This window comes from Kribbella steppae (genome assembly GCF_004342025.1).
Classification (GTDB): Bacteria; Actinomycetota; Actinomycetes; order Propionibacteriales; family Kribbellaceae; genus Kribbella; species Kribbella steppae.
Map to the genome: position 1 here is coordinate 12,793 of NZ_SLWN01000022.1, position 17,027 is coordinate 29,819.

At 68.9% G+C, this 17,027-nt stretch carries 17 protein-coding genes; 12 read left to right on the plus strand and 5 right to left on the minus strand.

Going from position 1 to position 17,027, the window contains the following annotated elements:
* Positions 1-2: 2 nt before the first annotated feature.
* The gene (rpmG, locus tag EV652_RS40705; RefSeq protein ID WP_132215794.1) at positions 3-170 is read right to left on the minus strand and encodes a 50S ribosomal protein L33; all 168 of its coding nucleotides are present in this window, start codon (positions 168-170) and stop codon (positions 3-5) included.
* 124 nt (positions 171-294) lie between these two features.
* Here rpmG and EV652_RS40710 point away from each other — a divergent pair, with 124 nt between their 5' ends.
* The 3 genes from EV652_RS40710 to EV652_RS40720 all read left to right on the plus strand — a co-directional run bounded on the left by EV652_RS40710 (position 295) and on the right by EV652_RS40720 (position 3,292).
* Complete coding sequence (locus EV652_RS40710; RefSeq protein ID WP_132215797.1) at positions 295-1,401, plus strand: CobW family GTP-binding protein; 1,107 nt, start codon at positions 295-297, stop codon at positions 1,399-1,401.
* Positions 1,398-1,640: a type B 50S ribosomal protein L31 gene (locus EV652_RS40715; RefSeq protein ID WP_132215799.1), complete on the plus strand. Its 243-nt coding sequence runs from the start codon at positions 1,398-1,400 to the stop codon at positions 1,638-1,640. Before EV652_RS40710 ends, EV652_RS40715 begins: the two co-directional genes overlap by 4 nt.
* Positions 1,641-1,879: 239 nt before the next feature.
* Complete coding sequence (locus EV652_RS40720; RefSeq protein WP_242002310.1) at positions 1,880-3,292, plus strand: aromatic amino acid ammonia-lyase; 1,413 nt, start codon at positions 1,880-1,882, stop codon at positions 3,290-3,292.
* Here EV652_RS40720 and EV652_RS40725 read toward each other — a convergent pair.
* The 4 genes from EV652_RS40725 to EV652_RS40740 all read right to left on the minus strand — a co-directional run bounded on the left by EV652_RS40725 (position 3,289) and on the right by EV652_RS40740 (position 6,508).
* Positions 3,289-4,500 (minus strand): SGNH/GDSL hydrolase family protein, encoded by a 1,212-nt coding sequence (locus tag EV652_RS40725; RefSeq protein ID WP_132215805.1) that lies wholly within the window; start codon positions 4,498-4,500, stop codon positions 3,289-3,291. The two genes, EV652_RS40720 and EV652_RS40725, sit on opposite strands and share 4 nt — an antisense overlap.
* A 138-nt stretch (positions 4,501-4,638) precedes the next feature.
* Positions 4,639-5,397, minus strand: coding sequence for an IclR family transcriptional regulator (locus EV652_RS40730; RefSeq protein WP_132215807.1), 759 nt, complete (start codon positions 5,395-5,397; stop codon positions 4,639-4,641).
* A 23-nt stretch (positions 5,398-5,420) separates the two neighbouring features.
* Positions 5,421-5,612 carry a hypothetical protein gene (locus EV652_RS40735; RefSeq protein ID WP_132215810.1) on the minus strand — a complete coding sequence of 64 codons (192 nt, stop codon included), beginning with the start codon at positions 5,610-5,612 and terminating at the stop codon, positions 5,421-5,423.
* Positions 5,612-6,508 (minus strand): GNAT family N-acetyltransferase, encoded by an 897-nt coding sequence (locus tag EV652_RS40740; RefSeq protein ID WP_242002311.1) that lies wholly within the window; start codon positions 6,506-6,508, stop codon positions 5,612-5,614. Before EV652_RS40740 ends, EV652_RS40735 begins: the two co-directional genes overlap by 1 nt.
* 59 nt (positions 6,509-6,567) lie before the next feature.
* On the opposite strand from EV652_RS40740, the gene hutH reads away from it, so the two are divergent.
* The 9 genes from hutH to hutI all read left to right on the plus strand — a co-directional run bounded on the left by hutH (position 6,568) and on the right by hutI (position 17,010).
* Complete coding sequence (gene hutH / locus EV652_RS40745) at positions 6,568-8,157, plus strand: histidine ammonia-lyase (protein ID WP_132216050.1); 1,590 nt, start codon at positions 6,568-6,570, stop codon at positions 8,155-8,157.
* A gap of 20 nt (positions 8,158-8,177) precedes the next feature.
* Complete coding sequence (gene hutU, locus EV652_RS40750) at positions 8,178-9,833, plus strand: urocanate hydratase (protein WP_132215813.1); 1,656 nt, start codon at positions 8,178-8,180, stop codon at positions 9,831-9,833.
* A 168-nt stretch (positions 9,834-10,001) separates the two neighbouring features.
* The gene (locus tag EV652_RS40755) at positions 10,002-11,000 is read left to right on the plus strand and encodes an ABC transporter ATP-binding protein (RefSeq protein WP_132215816.1); all 999 of its coding nucleotides are present in this window, start codon (positions 10,002-10,004) and stop codon (positions 10,998-11,000) included.
* Positions 10,997-11,656: an ABC transporter permease gene (locus tag EV652_RS40760; protein WP_132215819.1), complete on the plus strand. Its 660-nt coding sequence runs from the start codon at positions 10,997-10,999 to the stop codon at positions 11,654-11,656. Before EV652_RS40755 ends, EV652_RS40760 begins: the two co-directional genes overlap by 4 nt.
* Before the next feature lies 1 nt (position 11,657).
* Positions 11,658-12,308: an ABC transporter permease gene (locus tag EV652_RS40765; protein WP_132215822.1), complete on the plus strand. Its 651-nt coding sequence runs from the start codon at positions 11,658-11,660 to the stop codon at positions 12,306-12,308.
* A 118-nt stretch (positions 12,309-12,426) separates the two neighbouring features.
* A complete protein-coding gene (locus EV652_RS40770; RefSeq protein WP_132215825.1) occupies positions 12,427-13,359 on the plus strand; it encodes an ABC transporter substrate-binding protein in 933 nt (310 codons plus the stop codon).
* A complete protein-coding gene (locus EV652_RS40775; protein ID WP_439649125.1) occupies positions 13,356-14,543 on the plus strand; it encodes an allantoate amidohydrolase in 1,188 nt (395 codons plus the stop codon). The genes EV652_RS40770 and EV652_RS40775 overlap by 4 nt, the downstream gene beginning before the upstream one ends.
* Positions 14,540-15,850 carry a formimidoylglutamate deiminase gene (locus EV652_RS40780; RefSeq protein ID WP_132215828.1) on the plus strand — a complete coding sequence of 437 codons (1,311 nt, stop codon included), beginning with the start codon at positions 14,540-14,542 and terminating at the stop codon, positions 15,848-15,850. The genes EV652_RS40775 and EV652_RS40780 overlap by 4 nt, the downstream gene beginning before the upstream one ends.
* A complete protein-coding gene (gene hutI / locus EV652_RS40785; RefSeq protein ID WP_132215831.1) occupies positions 15,847-17,010 on the plus strand; it encodes an imidazolonepropionase in 1,164 nt (387 codons plus the stop codon). Before EV652_RS40780 ends, hutI begins: the two co-directional genes overlap by 4 nt.
* Positions 17,011-17,027: the final 17 nt, after the last annotated feature.

Genomic DNA, 17,027 nt, shown 5'->3' on the forward strand with positions numbered 1-17,027 from the left:
TCCTACCGCTCTTCGCGGAAGTCGACGTGCTCCCGGATCGCCGGGTCGTACTTGCGCATCACCAACCGGTCGGGGTCGTTCCGCCGGTTCTTCCGGGTCACGTAGGTGAAGCCGGTTCCCGCCGTGCTCCGCAGCTTGACGATCGGGCGGAGGTCGTTGCGCTTGGCCATACTGTCCTTTCCTGGATCACCTGGCGGGTGACCCTCGCCGGTGACAACACCGGCCGGGTAGCCGCTATTCCGATCCGGAGTGTACGTTGTACTGGTTATCGTTTTCAATAAGGCGGGAGTGCTGATGCTACCGGTGACCGTGCTGACGGGTGTCGACGAGCCGTTCCGCGCCGCCGTCGCGGGGAATCTGCTCGCCGCGGCCGGACCGTCCGGAGTGCTCGTCGACTACGACGTCAGCGGTCTGGCCGACGGGTCCGTCGTACGGATCGCCCGGACCGCCGGCGGGGTGATCAACCGCGAGGTGATCCGGATGGGTCACCCGTGCGTCTCCTGCGCTATGCGCGGCTCGCTGGTCGCGCTGCTGGTCAGTATCGCGGCGGTCGAGCGGTACGACGTCGCGATCGTGTCGATGCCAGGCGCCGGGGACACCCAGGCGCTGGCCGAGGAGATCGCCCGCGACGCCGCCGACGAGCTGCGTGTGGATGCGGTCGTGACCACGGTCGACGCCGGCACCATGATCGACGACCTCACCGGCGACCAGTTGATCCAGGACCGCGGCATCCCGACCGCCGCGGAGGATGGCCGCGCGATCGCCGAGGTGATCACCCATCAGCTCGAGTACGCGAACGTGGCCGTGCTGAGCAGCGACGACGAGACGGTCCGGGCGCTGGTCCAGGCGATCAATCCGCAGCTGCTCATCAGGACCACGCCGGCCGGGCTGCTCGGCGTACGTCTGCATGATCCGGACGCGGCCGAGACCTGGACCGAGCCGGGATCGATCAGTGCGCCGGTGGAAGGCGGCCCGGTGCGGACGCTGGTCTGGCAGTCGGACCGGCCGTTCCACCCCGAACGGCTTTACGACGCGCTCGAGGATCTGGTCGCCGGTACGGCGCGGGGCCGGGGGACCGTGTGGCTCGCAACCCAGCACCGCAACCGGCTCAGCTGGGACAGCTTCGGCACCAACATCTCGATCGGCGTGCTCGGACCGTGGCTGGCCGACCTCCCGGCCGACCGGTGGTCCGGGGTCGGTCAGCAGCACCAGGCCCGCTCGGCCCTCGAGTGGCATCCCGAGTACGGCGACCGGGCGTCGTACCTGTCCATCACCGGGATCGGTCTGGACATCCGGGAATTACGGGAGCGGCTCGATGGTTGTGTCCTGCGTGCGGATGAAGCGGTCCACCCACTGACCGATCCGTTCGCCCCTTATCTGGAAGGAAGTACCGCAGCATGAAGAAGGCCATCCACCCCGACTACCGCCGGGTCGTCTTCCGGGACAAGTCCGGCGACTTCAGCTTCCTCACCGGTTCGACGCGCGAGAGCAACGAGACCATCGAGTGGCACGACGGGAACACCTACCCGGTCGTCGACGTCGAGATCTCGTCCGCCACCCACCCGTTCTACACGGGCCAGCAGCGCGTGATGGACACCCAGGGCCGGGTCGAGAAGTTCAAGAAGCGCTACGGCAAGTAGCCCCAGCCTCCCCGCAGCCCGTCGCCTGATGGCGGCGGGCTGTTTTGTTGATTCCAGGTACCGAAGGACAGGAGGTAGTCCCTGGAAACCGCCGCTCCGGCGTGGGTGCGTGGTGGCGGGGCCGGCGCAGCCGGGACTACCTCCTGTCCTTCGGTACCTATCTCGGATCCGAGACACAGACTTGGCAAGGGTGCTGTGTCGCGGCGGGTGGTGCGGCTCACACTGTGGGGGTGGAGCCGGTGGAGATTTCCGGGGTTGGGCTGACCCCGCTGGAGGCGGTCGCGCTCGGGCAGCGGCGGACTGCGGTGCGGCTAGGCGACGACGCCAGGAAACGGATGAGCGAGTCGGCCGTGGCCGTCGCCGAGGTGGCGCGCCATCGGCCGGTCTACGGGCGGACGACCGGCGTCGGCGCCAATCGGGATGTCCTCACGTCGGACCCGGAGCACGGGGCGCGGTTGCTCGGATCGCATTCGACCACCGGTACGACGTCGTACCCGAAGGATGTGGTCCGGCTCGGGCTGCTGATCCGGGTCAACCAGCTCGCGGTCGGTGGATCGGGCCTGGACCCGGACGTCGCCGACGCGATCGTTGCTCTGCTCAACGATGACGACCTGCCCGACCTGCACCGGGGCGGCGCGATCGGGACCGGCGATCTCGGCCCGCTGGCCGAGCTCGGGCTCGCTCTCGGCGCTGTCGTCGACGGGACCAGCGCGCTGCCACTCCTGTCCAGCAACGCGATCACGTTGGCCGAGTGTTGCCTGGCGTACGTCGAGGCCGCCACGCTGATCAACGTCGTACCGCTGGTCGGCGCTCTGTCACATGTCGCACTCCGCGGCAACGCCGAGGTGTACGACGTCCGCGTGCACGAGGCCCGCCCGCAGCCGGGTCAGGTCCGGGTGGCGAGGCGGATGCGCGGACTGCTCGAAGACCTGCCGATCCGGCCGGCGCGCGTCCAGGATCCCTTCGGACTCAGAGCTTTCGCGCAGGTTCTCGGGCCGGCCGTCGACCATATTGATGCGCTGGGCAACAGTTTGCGGATCGACATCAACGCGTCCGCGGAAAACCCGTTGGTGGCCGGCGACACCGTGCTGCACAACGGCAACTGGCACGCGATGCCGATCGCGCTCGCGCTCGACTCGCTCCGGCTGAGTCTGCACAGCGTGGCGACTCTGTCGACGTCACGCGTCGCGAATCTGGTCGATCCGGAGTTCTCCGGGTTGAGCCGGTTCCTCGCCAGCGGTGCGGAGGCGAGCTCGGGCGTGATGATGATCGAGTACGTCGCTCACGACGCGCTGGCATCGGTCCGTTCGTCCGCGCAGCCCGCGACACTCGGTACGGCGACCCTTTCGCGCGGCGCCGAACACCACGCCAGCTTTGCGCCACAAGCCGCCGTACTGACGGCTCAACTCCTCGACGCATTGCGTGAGGTGTTGGCGAGTGAGCTGGTCACTGCGGTCCGGGCGATTCGCCTTGCGGGGTTTACGCCTGAGGATCTCGCTCCGGCAGCGGTCGGGCCGTGGTTGGCCGACGCGCTGGCCGCCCTGCCGGGTGACCTCGCCGACCGGTCGTTGCGGGAGGACCTGGAGATCGCCCGCGGTCTGATGACGCAGTGGGGCGACCGCCAGGTCGAGCATCCCGCCGAATCGGGTTAGAGCTCCTTGAGGTTGAAGGCCTGAGCCATCGCCTTGAAGCCCACGGCGTTCGGGTGCAGGTGGTCGCCCACGTCGTACGCCGGGAGCATCTTCGACGGGCTGGCCGGATCGCGGACCGCCTTGTCGAAATCGACGACCGCGTCGTACTCACCGGACGTCCGGATCCAGGTGTTGAGCGCCTGCCGGTCAGCCTCACCCTCGGGCGTGTAGTAACCGGCGCCTTCGTACGGCGTCAGCGTCGCGCCGATCACCTTCAGCCCAGCCTGGTGTGCGCGCTGGATGAACTGGCGATGCACCGCGATCAGGTCGGCTGGATCGGTCGCACCACGGCTACCGCCGATGTCGTTGATGCCTTCCAGCAGTACGACGGTCCGTACGCCGGCCTGCCCGATCACGTCCCGGTCGAACCGGGCCAGCGTCGAGTCACCCGCCGTACCGGCGTTGTTGAGCAGACGGTTACCGCTGATCCCTGCGTTCAGTACGCCGAGTTCGCGGTCCGGCGGCTCGGCCAGCAATCGGTCGGCCAGTTGGTCCGGGTAGCGCAGGTTCTGGTCGATCGGAGACACCACACCGTCGGTGATCGAATCGCCGAACAGTACGACCGAGCCGCGCACCCGGCTCTTCACGTCGACGCCTTCGATGATGTAGCGCGCCATGCCGGGGATCGCCTGGTACTGCGATCCGTCGCCGCCGGTCTGGTCGCCGGTGGCCAGGAAACCGGTCGCGTACCCGGCCGGGTGTTGGGTGAGCGGACCGGTCGGACCGGGGAAGTACGTGCTGATCACCAGGTCGGTGTCCTCCGGTACGGCGATCCGCAACGGGTCGGACACCCATTCAGCACCTACCGGGATCGTGACCGACGGTTTGCCGCCGAACAGCACCGGGACCAGCTTCGCGGGCTGGACTGTCGGCGTACCGGCGAGGTTGTCCTCCCGCGGTGTCACGGTCACCTTGCCGACGACGAGCGGGGTCGTGCCGTAGACATTCGACAATCGCAGCCTGAGCTCGGAGCCACCGGTCGAGAGGTGGGCGACCTGGCGGAGGGTCGTGTCCGTGACGCCGGTCGCCGACAGTCCCGACGTATCCGGTGGGGTGACGGCGACCGCCCAGCTCCCGATCCAGTCGGCAGGCGGGGCGGCCGAGGCCGTCGGGGCGAGGGGGATGACAAGCAGAGCCAGAGCGGCAGCGAGCTGTGTGAGACGACGCATGGGACCACCTTCGTCTGGGCGGAAACGGGGTGTTCCCCTCTACCTCACCCAGAGTCGCCGCTTCCTCGCAACCGGTCATCGCCCAACGGTCGGTCTTCAGAGCCGAACGACCATCCCAATAGCCGCCAGAAGGTCTACCTAGCCGTGGAGGCGGCGGGTTAGGGCGGTGGCGGCTTGGCGGATGCGGTGGGCCAGGAGGTGACGGTCGGTGGGAGGTACGGCGTCGGTGCGGAAGGTGACGCTGATCGCGGCGACCGGATGGCCGGCGTGGTCGACGGCTGCACTGGCCACCGACGAGAGGCCCGGACTGATGAAGGCGTCCTCGACCGCGAAGCCTTGGCGTTTCTCGTCGGCGAGCAGGCGACGCAGCTGACTCAGCGACTGCGGTCCGTGGTCGGTGCGCCGTACGAAGCTCTCCGGGCTCGGGAACAGCGCACGCACCTGGGCCGGCGGCAGCTCGGCGAGCAGGGCGCGGCCGGAGGCGGTCAGGGTGGCGGGCAGGCGTACGCCGACGTCGGTGACGAGCGTGACCGGGCGGGGCGGCTGCTCTTTCAGTAGGTAGACGAGCTCACGCCCGTGCAGTACGCCGAGATGCGCGGTCTGGCCGACTTCCGCGACCAGCTGGACGAGCAGCGGCCGGGCCAGCCGCTCGAGCGGATCGTGGCGCAGGTACGCCGAGCCGATCTCGAACGCGGCCACCCCGAGCCCGTACCGCTTCTCCTCCGGCAGGTGGACCACGAAGCCCTCGTCCATCATTGCCCGCAGCAAGTGGTACGTCGACGAGCGCGGCAGGCCGACCGCGGAGGCGATGCGCTCCATCGGGACCGGCCCGGGCTGGGTGGCCAGGAACGTCAGCACCCGCAGAGTGCGGGTCGAGGCGGGAACGTTGCCGCTCACAACGGCAGCGTAACCGCGAAGGTTCAGAATCCGGTCGATTCGCGGGACTTGGCGCGGTCGCGGCGCAACCACTGGCGGGCACCCTCGCCGGCCAGCGCCAGCCCGAACAGCCCACCGGCGATCAGCCAGTCGACGTCCTGGTCGTCACCCGCCGTCAGGATGCCGACCCCGAGGGAGAGCACGCCGAAGAACGTGAGCACGAGAAACAAACGCATCAGAGGGCCTTCTCCGCGGTCCAGGCAGCCGACGACACCGTGTAGCCGAGCCACGTATTCACTGCCAGCATCGGCGCGTTTTCCGCGTCGTTGCCGGTATATGCCTGGGCGAATCCCGCGTCCCGGGCGCGTGCGAGAGCCGCCGACTTCACCACCTTCGCCAGCCCGCGGCCGCGCTGCGCCGGGATCGTGCCCGTCAGGTTGGACCAGATCACCCGCCGCTCCGGATCGGCCGTGGTGATGACGAACGAGACCACCGTGTCACCGTCGAGCACCGCGATACTGAGGTCGCGGCGCAGGTCCGGGTGACCCCAGTCGGTGGCCAGCCATTCGTCGTACGGCGGTGCGAACGACAGACCACTCGGATCGCCCTCGGCGACGGCCACGACCGCACGCCACAGCTGCTCCGGTTCCACGTGGTCGAGGTCGGTCACCCGCAACCCGTCGGGTGCGGGCACAGGCTCGGGTACGGCGCTCAGGTCAGCGCGCGAGTGGCTCATCCGGCGACCGATCGTGAACCCGCGCCGGATCGCGAACTCCTTGGCCGCCTCGGTGTCCTCGACCACCACCAGCAGGCCGGCCGCACCCGCCTTCTCGGCTTCCGTGCAGATCGCGTCGGCCAGCCGGCTGCCGATACCGCGGTTGCGGAACTCGGGCGGCACCTGCACGGAGATCCGCACCCGTGGGGCTTCAGCACCGGGGTCGGGCAGGAACACGTTCCCGTAGCCGACCACGTCGGAACCGTCGACCGCGATCAGCACCACCCGGCGCCTACTGTTGCGGAGTTCGCCCTCGATTCCGCGTGCCGTCTTCACCAGGTGCGGCATCGCGGCGGCCCAGACCCCGGCGATCCCCACCGCATCCTCCGGCCCCGCCGTCCGGATCTCGAACACCATTCCTGAACTCTATGCGCCGGGCGGTCCATCACATGTCTCAGATGCGAGACAGAAAGTGCATGGCGCTGCTGTCGGTTCCCGGTGCCGCGCGGTGGAATGAACGCGTGGATGAGAACGAGGTGATCGTCGGCGTCGGGCCGCTGAGCGCGGCCGAGGTCGTCGCGGTGGCACGGCACGGGGCCCGGGTCCGGATCGACGACCAGGCGCTCGAGGAGATCGGGAAGTCGCGGGCCGCGATCGAGGCACTCGCCCACGCGGAGACCCCGCACTACGGCGTCTCGACCGGCTTCGGCGCGCTCGCGACCCGGCACATCGCACCGGAACTGCGCGCCCAGTTGCAGCGCAGTCTGGTCCGATCGCACGCGGCCGGCTCCGGTCCCGAGGTCGAGACCGAGGTCGTCCGAGCCCTCGCCTTACTCCGGTTGTCGACGCTCGCGACCGGCCGCACCGGGGTGAAGGTCGACACGGCCCAGGCGTACGCCGGTCTCCTCAACGCCGGTCTGGCTCCGGTCGTGCACGAGTACGGCAGCCTCGGCTGTTCCGGTGATCTCGCGCCGCTGTCCCACGTCGCTCTCGCGGTGATGGGCGAAGGACCGGTTCGAGATGCCGAAGGCAACCTTCTCGACGCCGGCGAGGCGCTGCGGGCACACGGCCTGACGCCGATCGTGCTGGCGGAGAAGGAGGGTCTCGCGCTGATCAACGGCACCGACGGCATGCTCGGCATGCTGGTGCTGGCCCTCGCCGACCTCGATCGGCTGGTGAAGACCGCCGACCTCGCCGCCGCGATGAGCGTAGAGGGTCAACTCGGCACCGATCGGGTGTTCGCCGACGACCTGCAGGCCCTGCGGCCGCATCCGGGTCAGCGATCCGCCGCCGCCAACCTGCGCGCGATCCTCGCCGACAGTGCGATCGTCGCGAGCCACCGCGGTCCCGAGTGCAACCGGGTCCAGGACGCCTACTCCCTGCGCTGTTCGCCGCAGGTGCACGGTGCCGTCCGGGACACCGCGGCGCACGCTGCCACGGTTGCGGACCGCGAGCTCGCCGCCGCGATCGACAACCCGGTCGTGCTCCCCGATGGCCGGGTCGAGTCGAACGGCAACTTCCACGGTGCCCCGGTGGGTTACGTGCTCGACTTCCTCGCGATCGCCGTGGCCGACCTGGCCAGCATCAGCGAACGTCGTACCGACCGATTCCTGGACGTCGCCCGCAACCACGGGCTGAACGCGTTCCTGGCCGACGATCCAGGGGTGGACAGCGGCCACATGATCGCGCAGTACACGCAGGCCGCGATCGTGTCCGAGCTGAAGCGGCTCGCCGTACCGGCCAGTGTGGACTCCATCCCGAGCAGTGCGATGCAGGAGGACCACGTCTCGATGGGCTGGTCGGCCGCACGCAAGCTGCGCAAGGCGATCGACGGGCTGCAGCGCGTCCTCGCCGTCGAGATCCTGACCGCCGCGCGGGCGCTCGACCTGCGCGCACCGCTCGCCCCGGCGCCGGCCACCGCCGCCGTCCGGGACGCCCTCCGGGAGCACGTCGAGGGGCCGGGCACCGACCGGCACCTCGCCCCCGAGATCGAGCACTCCGTCCGGCTCGTTGCCGACGGCACTTATTTGACGGTGGCCGAAGCAGTCACCGGCCCACTGTCCTGAGTAGAAAGGCTGGATCACCCATGTCCGGACCCCGTCCCGTGCGCGCACCCCGCGGTACCACCCTGACCGCCCGCGGCTGGCAGCAGGAGGCCGCACTGCGGATGCTGCAGAACAACCTCGACCCCGAGGTCGCCGAGCACCCCGACGAGCTGGTCGTGTACGGCGGGTCCGGTAAGGCCGCCCGGGACTGGAACTCGTTCGACGCGATGGTTCGGACGCTGACCACGTTGAAGGACGACGAGACGATGCTGGTGCAGTCCGGCCGTCCGGTCGGTGTGATGCAGACGCACGAGTGGGCGCCGCGGGTGCTGATCGCGAACTCGAACCTGGTCGGTGACTGGGCCACCTGGGAGGAGTTCCGCAAGCTGGAAGCGATGGGGCTGACGATGTACGGCCAGATGACGGCCGGCTCGTGGATCTATATCGGCACCCAGGGGATCCTGCAGGGCACGTACGAGACGTTCGGTGCGGTGGCGGAGAAGAAGTTCGGTGGCTCGTTGGCAGGCACCATCACGCTGACCGCCGGGCTCGGCGGCATGGGCGGTGCGCAGCCGCTGGCCGTGACGATGAACGACGGCGTGGCGATCTGCATCGACGTCGACTCCTCCCGGATCGACCGGCGGATCGAGCACCGGTACCTCGACGTCCGCGCCGGTTCGCTGGACGAGGCGCTGCGGCTGGCCGAGGAGGCCAAGAAGGCCCGTCGGCCGCTGTCGATCGGCGTCCTGGGCAACGCCGCGGTGATCGTGCCGGAGGTGCTGGAACTCGGCGCTCCGATCGACATTGTCACCGACCAGACCTCGGCGCACGACCCGCTGATGTACCTGCCGGTGGGGATCGACTTCGACGACTGGACCACAGCCCGCGAGAAGGACCCGGCCGGCTTCACCGAGCGCGCGCAGGCGTCGATGGCCCGGCATGTCGCCGCGATGGTGGGCTTCCAGGACGCGGGGGCCGAGGTGTTCGACTACGGCAACTCGATCCGCGACGAAGCCCGGAAGGCCGGTTACGGGCGGGCGTTCGAGTTCCCCGGGTTCGTGCCGGCGTACATCCGGCCCTTGTTCTGTGAGGGAAAGGGCCCGTTCCGGTGGGCGGCGCTGTCCGGCAACCCGGCCGATATCGCCAAGACCGACCAGGCCATTCTCGACCTGTTCCCGGACAACGAGCACCTGACCCGGTGGATCAAGCTGGCCGGCGAGCGGGTCGCGTTCCAGGGTCTGCCGGCCCGGATCTGCTGGCTCGGTCAGGGCGAGCGGGACAAGGCCGGCGTCCGGTTCAACGAGATGGTTGCCTCCGGCGAGCTCGAGGCTCCGATCGTGATCGGGCGGGATCACCTGGACACCGGTAGCGTCGCGTCGCCGTACCGGGAGACCGAAGGAATGCTGGACGGCTCGGACGCGATCGCGGACTGGCCGTTGCTGAACGCCATGGTGAACGTGGCCAGCGGCGCGTCCTGGGTGTCGATCCACCACGGCGGCGGCGTCGGTATCGGCCGGTCCATCCACGCCGGTCAGGTTTCGGTTGCCGACGGCACCGAGTTGGCCCGGCAGAAGCTGGAACGGGTACTCAGCAACGACCCGGCGATGGGTGTCATCCGGCACGTCGACGCCGGTTACGACACGGCAGCAGAGGTTGCCGCCGAACGAGGGGTCAGGGTTCCGATGCAGGAAGCCTGACCCGTGCGGGGCGATGGGCCGGGCACCGTGATAACGCAGTGCGACCGTGGCATTCTGTACCGCTATGGTCCACTTTCCGGGGAATGGGAAACCGCAGGATCACGTGGCTTCGGTCTCTCGTTCCGCTAGGGTCGATCGGGCGATCGACGACGAGCGCGAAGGGGCGCCATGATCGAGTTCGAGGACGTCACCAAGCGGTATCCGGACGGCACCGTCGCCGTCGACAAGCTGTCGCTGCAGATCCCGAGTGGTCAGATCACCGTGTTCGTCGGGCCGTCGGGCTGCGGTAAGACCACCTCGCTGCGGATGATCAACCGCACCATCGAGCGGACCAGTGGGACGATCTCGATCGACGGTGACGATGTCACCAGCAAGGATCCGGTCGCACTGCGGCGCGGGATCGGGTACGTGATCCAGCACGCCGGGCTGTTCCCGCACAAGACGGTGGTGGACAACGTCGCCACGGTGCCGAAGCTGCTCGGCTGGGACAAGCGCAAGACCCGCGCCACCGCGATGGAGCTGCTCGAGCGGGTCGGCCTCGACCTCAAGCTGGCCGAGCGGTATCCGGCCCAGCTGTCCGGTGGCCAGCAGCAACGAGTCGGTGTCGCGCGAGCCCTGGCGGCCGACCCGGCGATCATGCTGATGGACGAGCCGTTCAGCGCCGTCGACCCGATCGTCCGCCACCAGTTGCAGGAGGAGCTGCTCCGGCTGCAACGCGACATCGGCAAGACCATCGTCTTCGTCACCCACGACATCGACGAAGCGATCAAACTCGGCGACAACGTCGCGGTACTGCGGGTCGGCGGCAAGCTGGCCCAGTTCGCACCGCCGGCCGAGCTGCTGGCGAATCCGGTCGACGACTTCGTCCGCGGTTTCGTCGGACAGGACCGCGGCTATCGGGCGCTCACCTTCGTGCACCCTGACGAGTTGCCGATCAAGCCGGTGCCGCCGGACCTTGTGCTGGACGACGACGGTGTGCCGGTCGGCTGGCGCGCAGACCACGAGATGCTGCCCCTCGGCGCGGTCTTCAAGCAGGGTGATTCGCTGCGTGCCGCGCTGGACGCCGTACTGACCTCTCCGACCGGCTGGGGCATCTGCGTCGACGACAACGGTAAGGCCGTCGGGGTGGTCGACCAGGCGATCGTCGCGGAGGCGCTCCGCTCATGACCTGGGTAGTCGACAACCTGGACCTGATCTGGGAACAGCTGCGCGAGCATATCTACCTGGCGATCATCCCGGTCATTCTCGGACTGCTGATCGCGGTGCCGCTGGGCTACGTGGCGACCCGGTTCGGGTTGCTGGCGAACCCGCTGATCGCCCTCGGCGGTGTGCTGTACTCACTGCCCTCGATCGCGCTGTTCATCGTGCTGCCGGCGATCCTCGGCACCAAGGTGCTGTCCCCGGTCAACATCATCGTGGCGCTGACCATCTATACGGTCTCGCTGCTGATCCGCAATGTGATCGACGGGCTGCGCTCCGTGCCGGTCGAGGTCCGGCAGTCGGCGGTCGCGGTCGGGTACGGCTCCATGCACCGGCTGATCGCGATCGACCTGCCGATCGCCGTACCGGTGATCTTCGCCGGTCTCCGCGTCGTCACTGTGGCGAACATCTCGATGGTGAGCGTCGGCGCGGTGATCGGGATCGGCGGCCTGGGCGAGTTGTTCACCCTGGGCTTCCAGAAGGACTTCCTCACCCCGGTCGTGGTGGGCGTGGTGCTCTCCCTGCTGCTGGCGCTGCTGGCCGACCTGGCCCTGGTCGGTCTCCAGCGCGTGCTCACTCCGTGGGCCCGCGTGATCGCCGCTCCTCCGGTGGAGGTGACCTGATATGTGGGAATACCTGAGCGACCCCTTCAACTGGTCCGGCCCGGAAGGGATCTGGGCCAGGATCATCCAGCACATCTGGTACACGTTCGCCGCACTCGGGCTCTCCGCGGCGATCGCGCTGCCGGTGGGGTTGCGGATCGGCCACACCCGGCGCGGGGCGTTCCTGGCGATCAACCTGGGCAACGCGGCCCGGGCGCTGCCGAGCCTCGGTCTGCTGATGATCGCGGTGCTGCTGACCGACCAGATCGGGTTCCTGCCGGTCCTGATCGCGCTGGTCGCGCTCGGTATCCCGCCGATCCTGGCCTCGACGTACGCCGGTCTGTCCGGTGTCGATCCGGCCACGATCGACGCCGCCCGGGGGATGGGGATGACTGGGCAGGAGATCCTGACCAAGGTGGAGATCCCGATCGCGATGCCGCTGATCATCTCCGGTCTGCGCGGCGCGACCCTGCAGATCGTCTCGACCGCGACGATCGCCGCCCTCGTCTCGCTCGGCGGCCTCGGCCGCTACGTGGTCGACGGACTGAAACTCCGCGACTTCCCGCAGATGTTCACCGGCGCCCTGCTGGTGGCCCTGCTCGCCATCCTGCTCGACGTGATATTCGCCGTGATCGGCCGGGCCGTCGTCTCCGACGGACTCAGGGCCGACTGACCTACCGGAACTGTCGGACCGGCCTGATGAACTTGCCGGATCAGACGAACCTGATGAACCGCCCCACCGAAACATCCACCGGCAACGGCCGGTGGCTGACGAGACACTGGAGGCTCTCGTGTTGAGATCCACACTCATCCGTACTGCGATCGCCGGGGTGGCGGTGCTCGGCCTGGCCGGCTGTGGGGGTGGAGACGATCAGTTGGGCGACAACGACGCGGGCTCCTCGCCCGCGCCGGACAAGGTCACCAGCATCACCGTCGGTTCGGCGGACTTCTCCGAGAGCCAGCTGCTGGCGGAGATCTACGGTCAGGCGCTGGCCGCCAAGGGCGTCGAGGTCACGCAGAAGCCGAACATCGGCAACCGCGAGACCTACATGGCCGCGATCAAGGACGGCTCGGTGCACCTGCTGCCGGAGTACACCGGCGCTGCGCTGCACTACTTCAAGACCGACGCCACCGAGACCGAGGACCAGGCGACGTACGACGCGTTGAAGGCCTCGCTGCCGTCCGGGCTCGAGGTGCTGGAGAAGTCGCCGGCGGCCGACGAGGACACCATCGTGGTGACCAAGGCGACCGCGGACAAGTACAACCTGAAGTCGCTGGCCGACCTGAAGCCGGTCGCCAAGGACATGGCTGCAGGCGGCAGCTCCGAGTTCAAGGTGCGGGATGCCGGCCTGAAGGGGCTGAAGGAGAAGTACGGCGTCGAGTTCGGCAAGGAGTACAAGACTCTGGACGCCGGTGGCCCGTTGAGCCTGAAGGCGCTGCTGGACAACCAGGTCCAGGTGTCGAACTTCTTCACCACCCAGGCGCTGATCAAGGACAACAACCTGGTCATGCTGGAGGACCCGGAGAACATCCTGCCGCCGAACGCCATCGTTCCGTTGATCCGGACCGACCACAAGTCGGCTGACGTCGAGTCGACGCTGAACGCGGTCTCGGCCAAGCTGACCACGGAAGGGCTGACCGAGATGGTCAAGCGGATCGACGTCGGCAAGGAGTCGGCGAACGCGGTCGCCAAGGACTGGCTGTCGAAGAACCCGCTGTCTTGAGCTTCGAGAACATGTGGGCGGCGCTGGCCGCCGTCGGCCGTGACCCCGACACCGGGGGTTACCGCCGCGGCGGCTGGACGCCGACCGAGCGCGAGGCGACGCACTGGTTCCTCGACCAGTGCGCCACCCGCAACCTCACTGTCGAATCAGACGGCATCGGCAACCTCGTCGCTTGGTGGGGTCCGTCAGACGCAGCTGGTGTGGTGACTGGAAGCCACCTGGACTCGGTCATTGACGGTGGTGCGTTTGACGGGCCGTTGGGCGTGGTTTCTGCTTTGGCGGCTGTGGATCTGTTGCGGGCTGAGGGGTTTGAGCCTTCGGTGCCGATCGGGGTCGGGGCGTTCGTGGAGGAGGAAGGGTCGCGGTTCGGGATGCCTTGTCTTGGGTCTCGGGTTGCGGCCGGGGTGCTGCCGGCCTCGCGGGCCCTTGCGTTGAAGGACAGATCAGGAGTTTCGCTCGCCGCGGCGTTGGAGACGGCGGGGACGGATCCGGCGGGCGTCGGGCCGTCGCCGTTGCTGGAGCGGATGGGGACGTTCGTCGAGTTGCACGTCGAGCAAGGCCGCGGGCTGACCGCGCCGGTCGGTGTGGCCAGCTCGATCTGGCCACACGGGCGGTACCGGTTCACGTTCGGGGGCGAGGCCAACCACGCCGGCACGACGTTGATGGAAGACCGGCACGACCCGATGCTCACCTACGCGATGACCGCACTGGCCGCCAACAAGCAGGCCCGTCTGGCCGGCGCCCGCGCGACCTTCGGCCGCCTGTCGGTCGAGCCCAACGGCACGAACGCAGTACCGTCACAGGTGACCGCCTGGCTGGACGCACGCGCCGCCGACGACGCGACGCTGGAGTCGTTGCTGGCAGCAATTACCAAGCAAGCGACGGAACGCGCCGAACGTGACGGTACGACGCTCGAAGTGGTGCCAGAGTCGGTGTCGCCGGTGGTCGACTTCCCGGCCGGGTTGCGGGACCGGTTGGTCGACGTACTGGATGGTGCGCCGGTGCTGCCGACCGGAGCCGGGCACGACGCCGGCGTGTTCTCGGCGGCCGGCATCCCGACCGCGATGCTGTTCGTCCGGAACCCGACCGGTATCTCGCACTCGCCGGCCGAGTACGCCGAGATGGACGACTGCCTGGCCGGCGTGGACGCGTTGGCCGCCGTACTGAAGGACCTTGCGAAGTGACGTCGTACTGGTGCTCGAGCGCGCTCCTGCCGACCGGGATCGCCGAGCGGGTGCTGGTGACGATCGCCGACGGACGGTTCGCCGCGGTCGAGGCCGACGCGGACCCGGGTGACGCGATCCGGCTGAACGGTCTCGTGCTCCCCGGGCTGGCGAACTGCCACAGCCACGCCTTCCACCGAGCCTTGCGCGGCCGTACGCAGACCGAGCGCGGCACGTTCTGGACCTGGCGCGAGCAGATGTACGCCGTCGCCTCGATGCTGACCCCGGAGACGTATTACCAGCTCGCGCGGGCCGTGTACGGCGAGATGGTGCTGGCCGGGATCACCGCGGTCGGCGAGTTCCACTACCTGCATCACGCACCGGGCGGGCGCCGCTACGACGATCCGAACGCGATGGGTACGGCGTTGATCGCGGCGGCCCGGGACGCGGGGATCCGGATCGCCTTGCTGGACACGTGTTACGTCGCCGGCGGGATCGACCAGCCGCTGAACTCGGTGCAGGAACGGTTCAGCGACGGCGACGCCGCGACCTGGGCCTCCAGGGTCTCGTTGCTGACCGGCTCCGACGATGTCGTGATCGGTGCGGCGGCGCATTCTGTTCGCGGTGTGCCCCAGGATCAGCTGGGCGCAGTCGCATCGGCGTTGCCGAACGCACCATTGCACATCCATCTGTCCGAGCAGGTCGGCGAGAACGCCGCTTGCCTGGACGCCTACGGTCGTACGCCGGCCCAGGTCCTCGACGAGACCGGCTTCCTCAGCGGGCGGACGAGCGCCGTCCACGCGACCCATCTGACCAACGTCGATGTGGGGCTGCTCGGAAGCTCGGCGACGTACTCATGCTTCTGCCCGACCACCGAGCGGGACCTGGCCGACGGCATCGGTCCATCGGCGGCGCTGCGCAATGCCGGATCGCCGTTGACGCTCGGGTCGGACAGTCACGCGGTGATCGACCTCTTCGAGGAGATGCGCGCGGTGGAACTGGACGAGCGGCTCGCCTCCCAGGAACGCGGCCACTGGTCCGCGGCCGAGCTGCTGAAGGCCGCGACAATCGACGGGCACCGGTCGCTCGGGTTCGACGACGCCGGGGCGATCGCGGTGGGTGCCCGCGCGGATCTGGTCGCCGTCCGACTGGACAGCGTGCGTACGGCGGGGACCGGAGGAACTGTGGAAACCATCGCCTTCGCGGCGTCGGCCGCCGATGTCAGCGATGTGATCGCCGGTGGGCGACAAGTGGTTGCTGATGGCAAGCATATGAAGCTGGACGTGGCCGCTGAGCTGGCGGCCTCGATCGCGGCGGTGACCGAATGACCTCGCTGTTGCTGACTGGCATCGGTTCGCTGGTGACCAACGACCCGGCGCGTAGCGAGCTGCTCGGCGAGATCCGGGACGCGGCGCTGGTGATCGAGGGCAGCAAGGTCGCGTGGGTGGGTTCCCGTCGCGACGCCCCGGCGGCGGACTCCGCGCTGGATCTCGGTGGACGGGCGGTGATCCCGGGGTTCGTCGACTCGCATGCGCATCTGGTGTTCGCCGGTGACCGGGCCGAGGAGTTCGCCGCCCGGATGAGCGGTACGCCGTACTCCGCGGGCGGGATCCGGACCACGGTGGCGGCGACCCGGCAGGCCACGGACGAGGTGCTGACCGCGAACGTGGCCCGGCTGGTGACCGAGATGCGCCGTCAGGGCACTACGACGGTCGAGATCAAGTCCGGGTACGGGCTGACGGTCGCGGACGAGGCGCGGGCGCTGCAGATCGCGGGTCAATTCACCGAGGAGACCACTTATCTGGGGGCGCACGTCGTACCGGCGGAGTTCGCCGACGACCCGGCCGGCTACGTGGCGCTCGTGACCGGTCCGATGCTCGAGGCGAGCTCGCGGCACGCCAAGTGGGTCGACGTCTTCGTCGAACGCGGCGCCTTCGACGAGGACCAGGCCAGGGCGATCCTGACAGCCGGTCAAGGCAAGGGCCTGCAGGCCAGGGTGCACGCCAATCAACTCGGCGAAGGCCCGGGCGTGCAGTTGGCTTGCTCGGTCGGCGCGGCGGCGGCCGATCACTGCACCTATCTCACCGACGTCGACGTCGACGCTCTCGCTTCGACCGGCGTGGTCGCGGGCCTCCTTCCCGCGGTCGAGTTCTCGACGCGTTCGCCGTACCCGGATGCTCGTCGCCTGCTCGACGCCGGCGTGACCGTTGCCCTCGCCACCGACTGCAACCCAGGCTCCGGCTACTCCTCGTCCATGCCGCTGTGCATCGCCCTGGCCGTCCGCGAGATGCACATGACCCCGGCCGAGGCCCTCTGGTCCGCGACCGCAGGCGGTGCCGCGTCACTTCGCCGTACCGACATCGGCCGGTTGGTGCCTGGGGCACGCGCCGACCTGGCCGTTCTCGACGCACCGTCGTACATCCACCTCGCCTACCGCCCCGGCGTACCCCTCGTCACCCAAACCTTCGTGGGTGGACGGCCGGTCTAGAGGTGGCGGACCCCCAG

What these genes read in the sequence shown, in the direction of transcription:
- rpmG (WP_132215794.1), bottom strand. Translation starts at nt 170, where the DNA reads ATGGCCAAGCGCAACGACCTCCGCCCGATCGTCAAGCTGCGGAGCACG.
- EV652_RS40710 (WP_132215797.1), top strand. Translation starts at nt 295, where the DNA reads ATGCTACCGGTGACCGTGCTGACGGGTGTCGACGAGCCGTTCCGCGCC.
- EV652_RS40715 (WP_132215799.1), top strand. Translation starts at nt 1,398, where the DNA reads ATGAAGAAGGCCATCCACCCCGACTACCGCCGGGTCGTCTTCCGGGAC.
- EV652_RS40725 (WP_132215805.1), bottom strand. Translation starts at nt 4,500, where the DNA reads ATGCGTCGTCTCACACAGCTCGCTGCCGCTCTGGCTCTGCTTGTCATC.
- EV652_RS40735 (WP_132215810.1), bottom strand. Translation starts at nt 5,612, where the DNA reads ATGCGTTTGTTTCTCGTGCTCACGTTCTTCGGCGTGCTCTCCCTCGGG.
- EV652_RS40740 (WP_242002311.1), bottom strand. Translation starts at nt 6,508, where the DNA reads ATGGTGTTCGAGATCCGGACGGCGGGGCCGGAGGATGCGGTGGGGATC.
- hutH (WP_132216050.1), top strand. Translation starts at nt 6,568, where the DNA reads ATGGCGCTGCTGTCGGTTCCCGGTGCCGCGCGGTGGAATGAACGCGTG.
- hutU (WP_132215813.1), top strand. Translation starts at nt 8,178, where the DNA reads ATGTCCGGACCCCGTCCCGTGCGCGCACCCCGCGGTACCACCCTGACC.
- EV652_RS40755 (WP_132215816.1), top strand. Translation starts at nt 10,002, where the DNA reads ATGATCGAGTTCGAGGACGTCACCAAGCGGTATCCGGACGGCACCGTC.
- EV652_RS40760 (WP_132215819.1), top strand. Translation starts at nt 10,997, where the DNA reads ATGACCTGGGTAGTCGACAACCTGGACCTGATCTGGGAACAGCTGCGC.
- EV652_RS40765 (WP_132215822.1), top strand. Translation starts at nt 11,658, where the DNA reads ATGTGGGAATACCTGAGCGACCCCTTCAACTGGTCCGGCCCGGAAGGG.
- hutI (WP_132215831.1), top strand. Translation starts at nt 15,847, where the DNA reads ATGACCTCGCTGTTGCTGACTGGCATCGGTTCGCTGGTGACCAACGAC.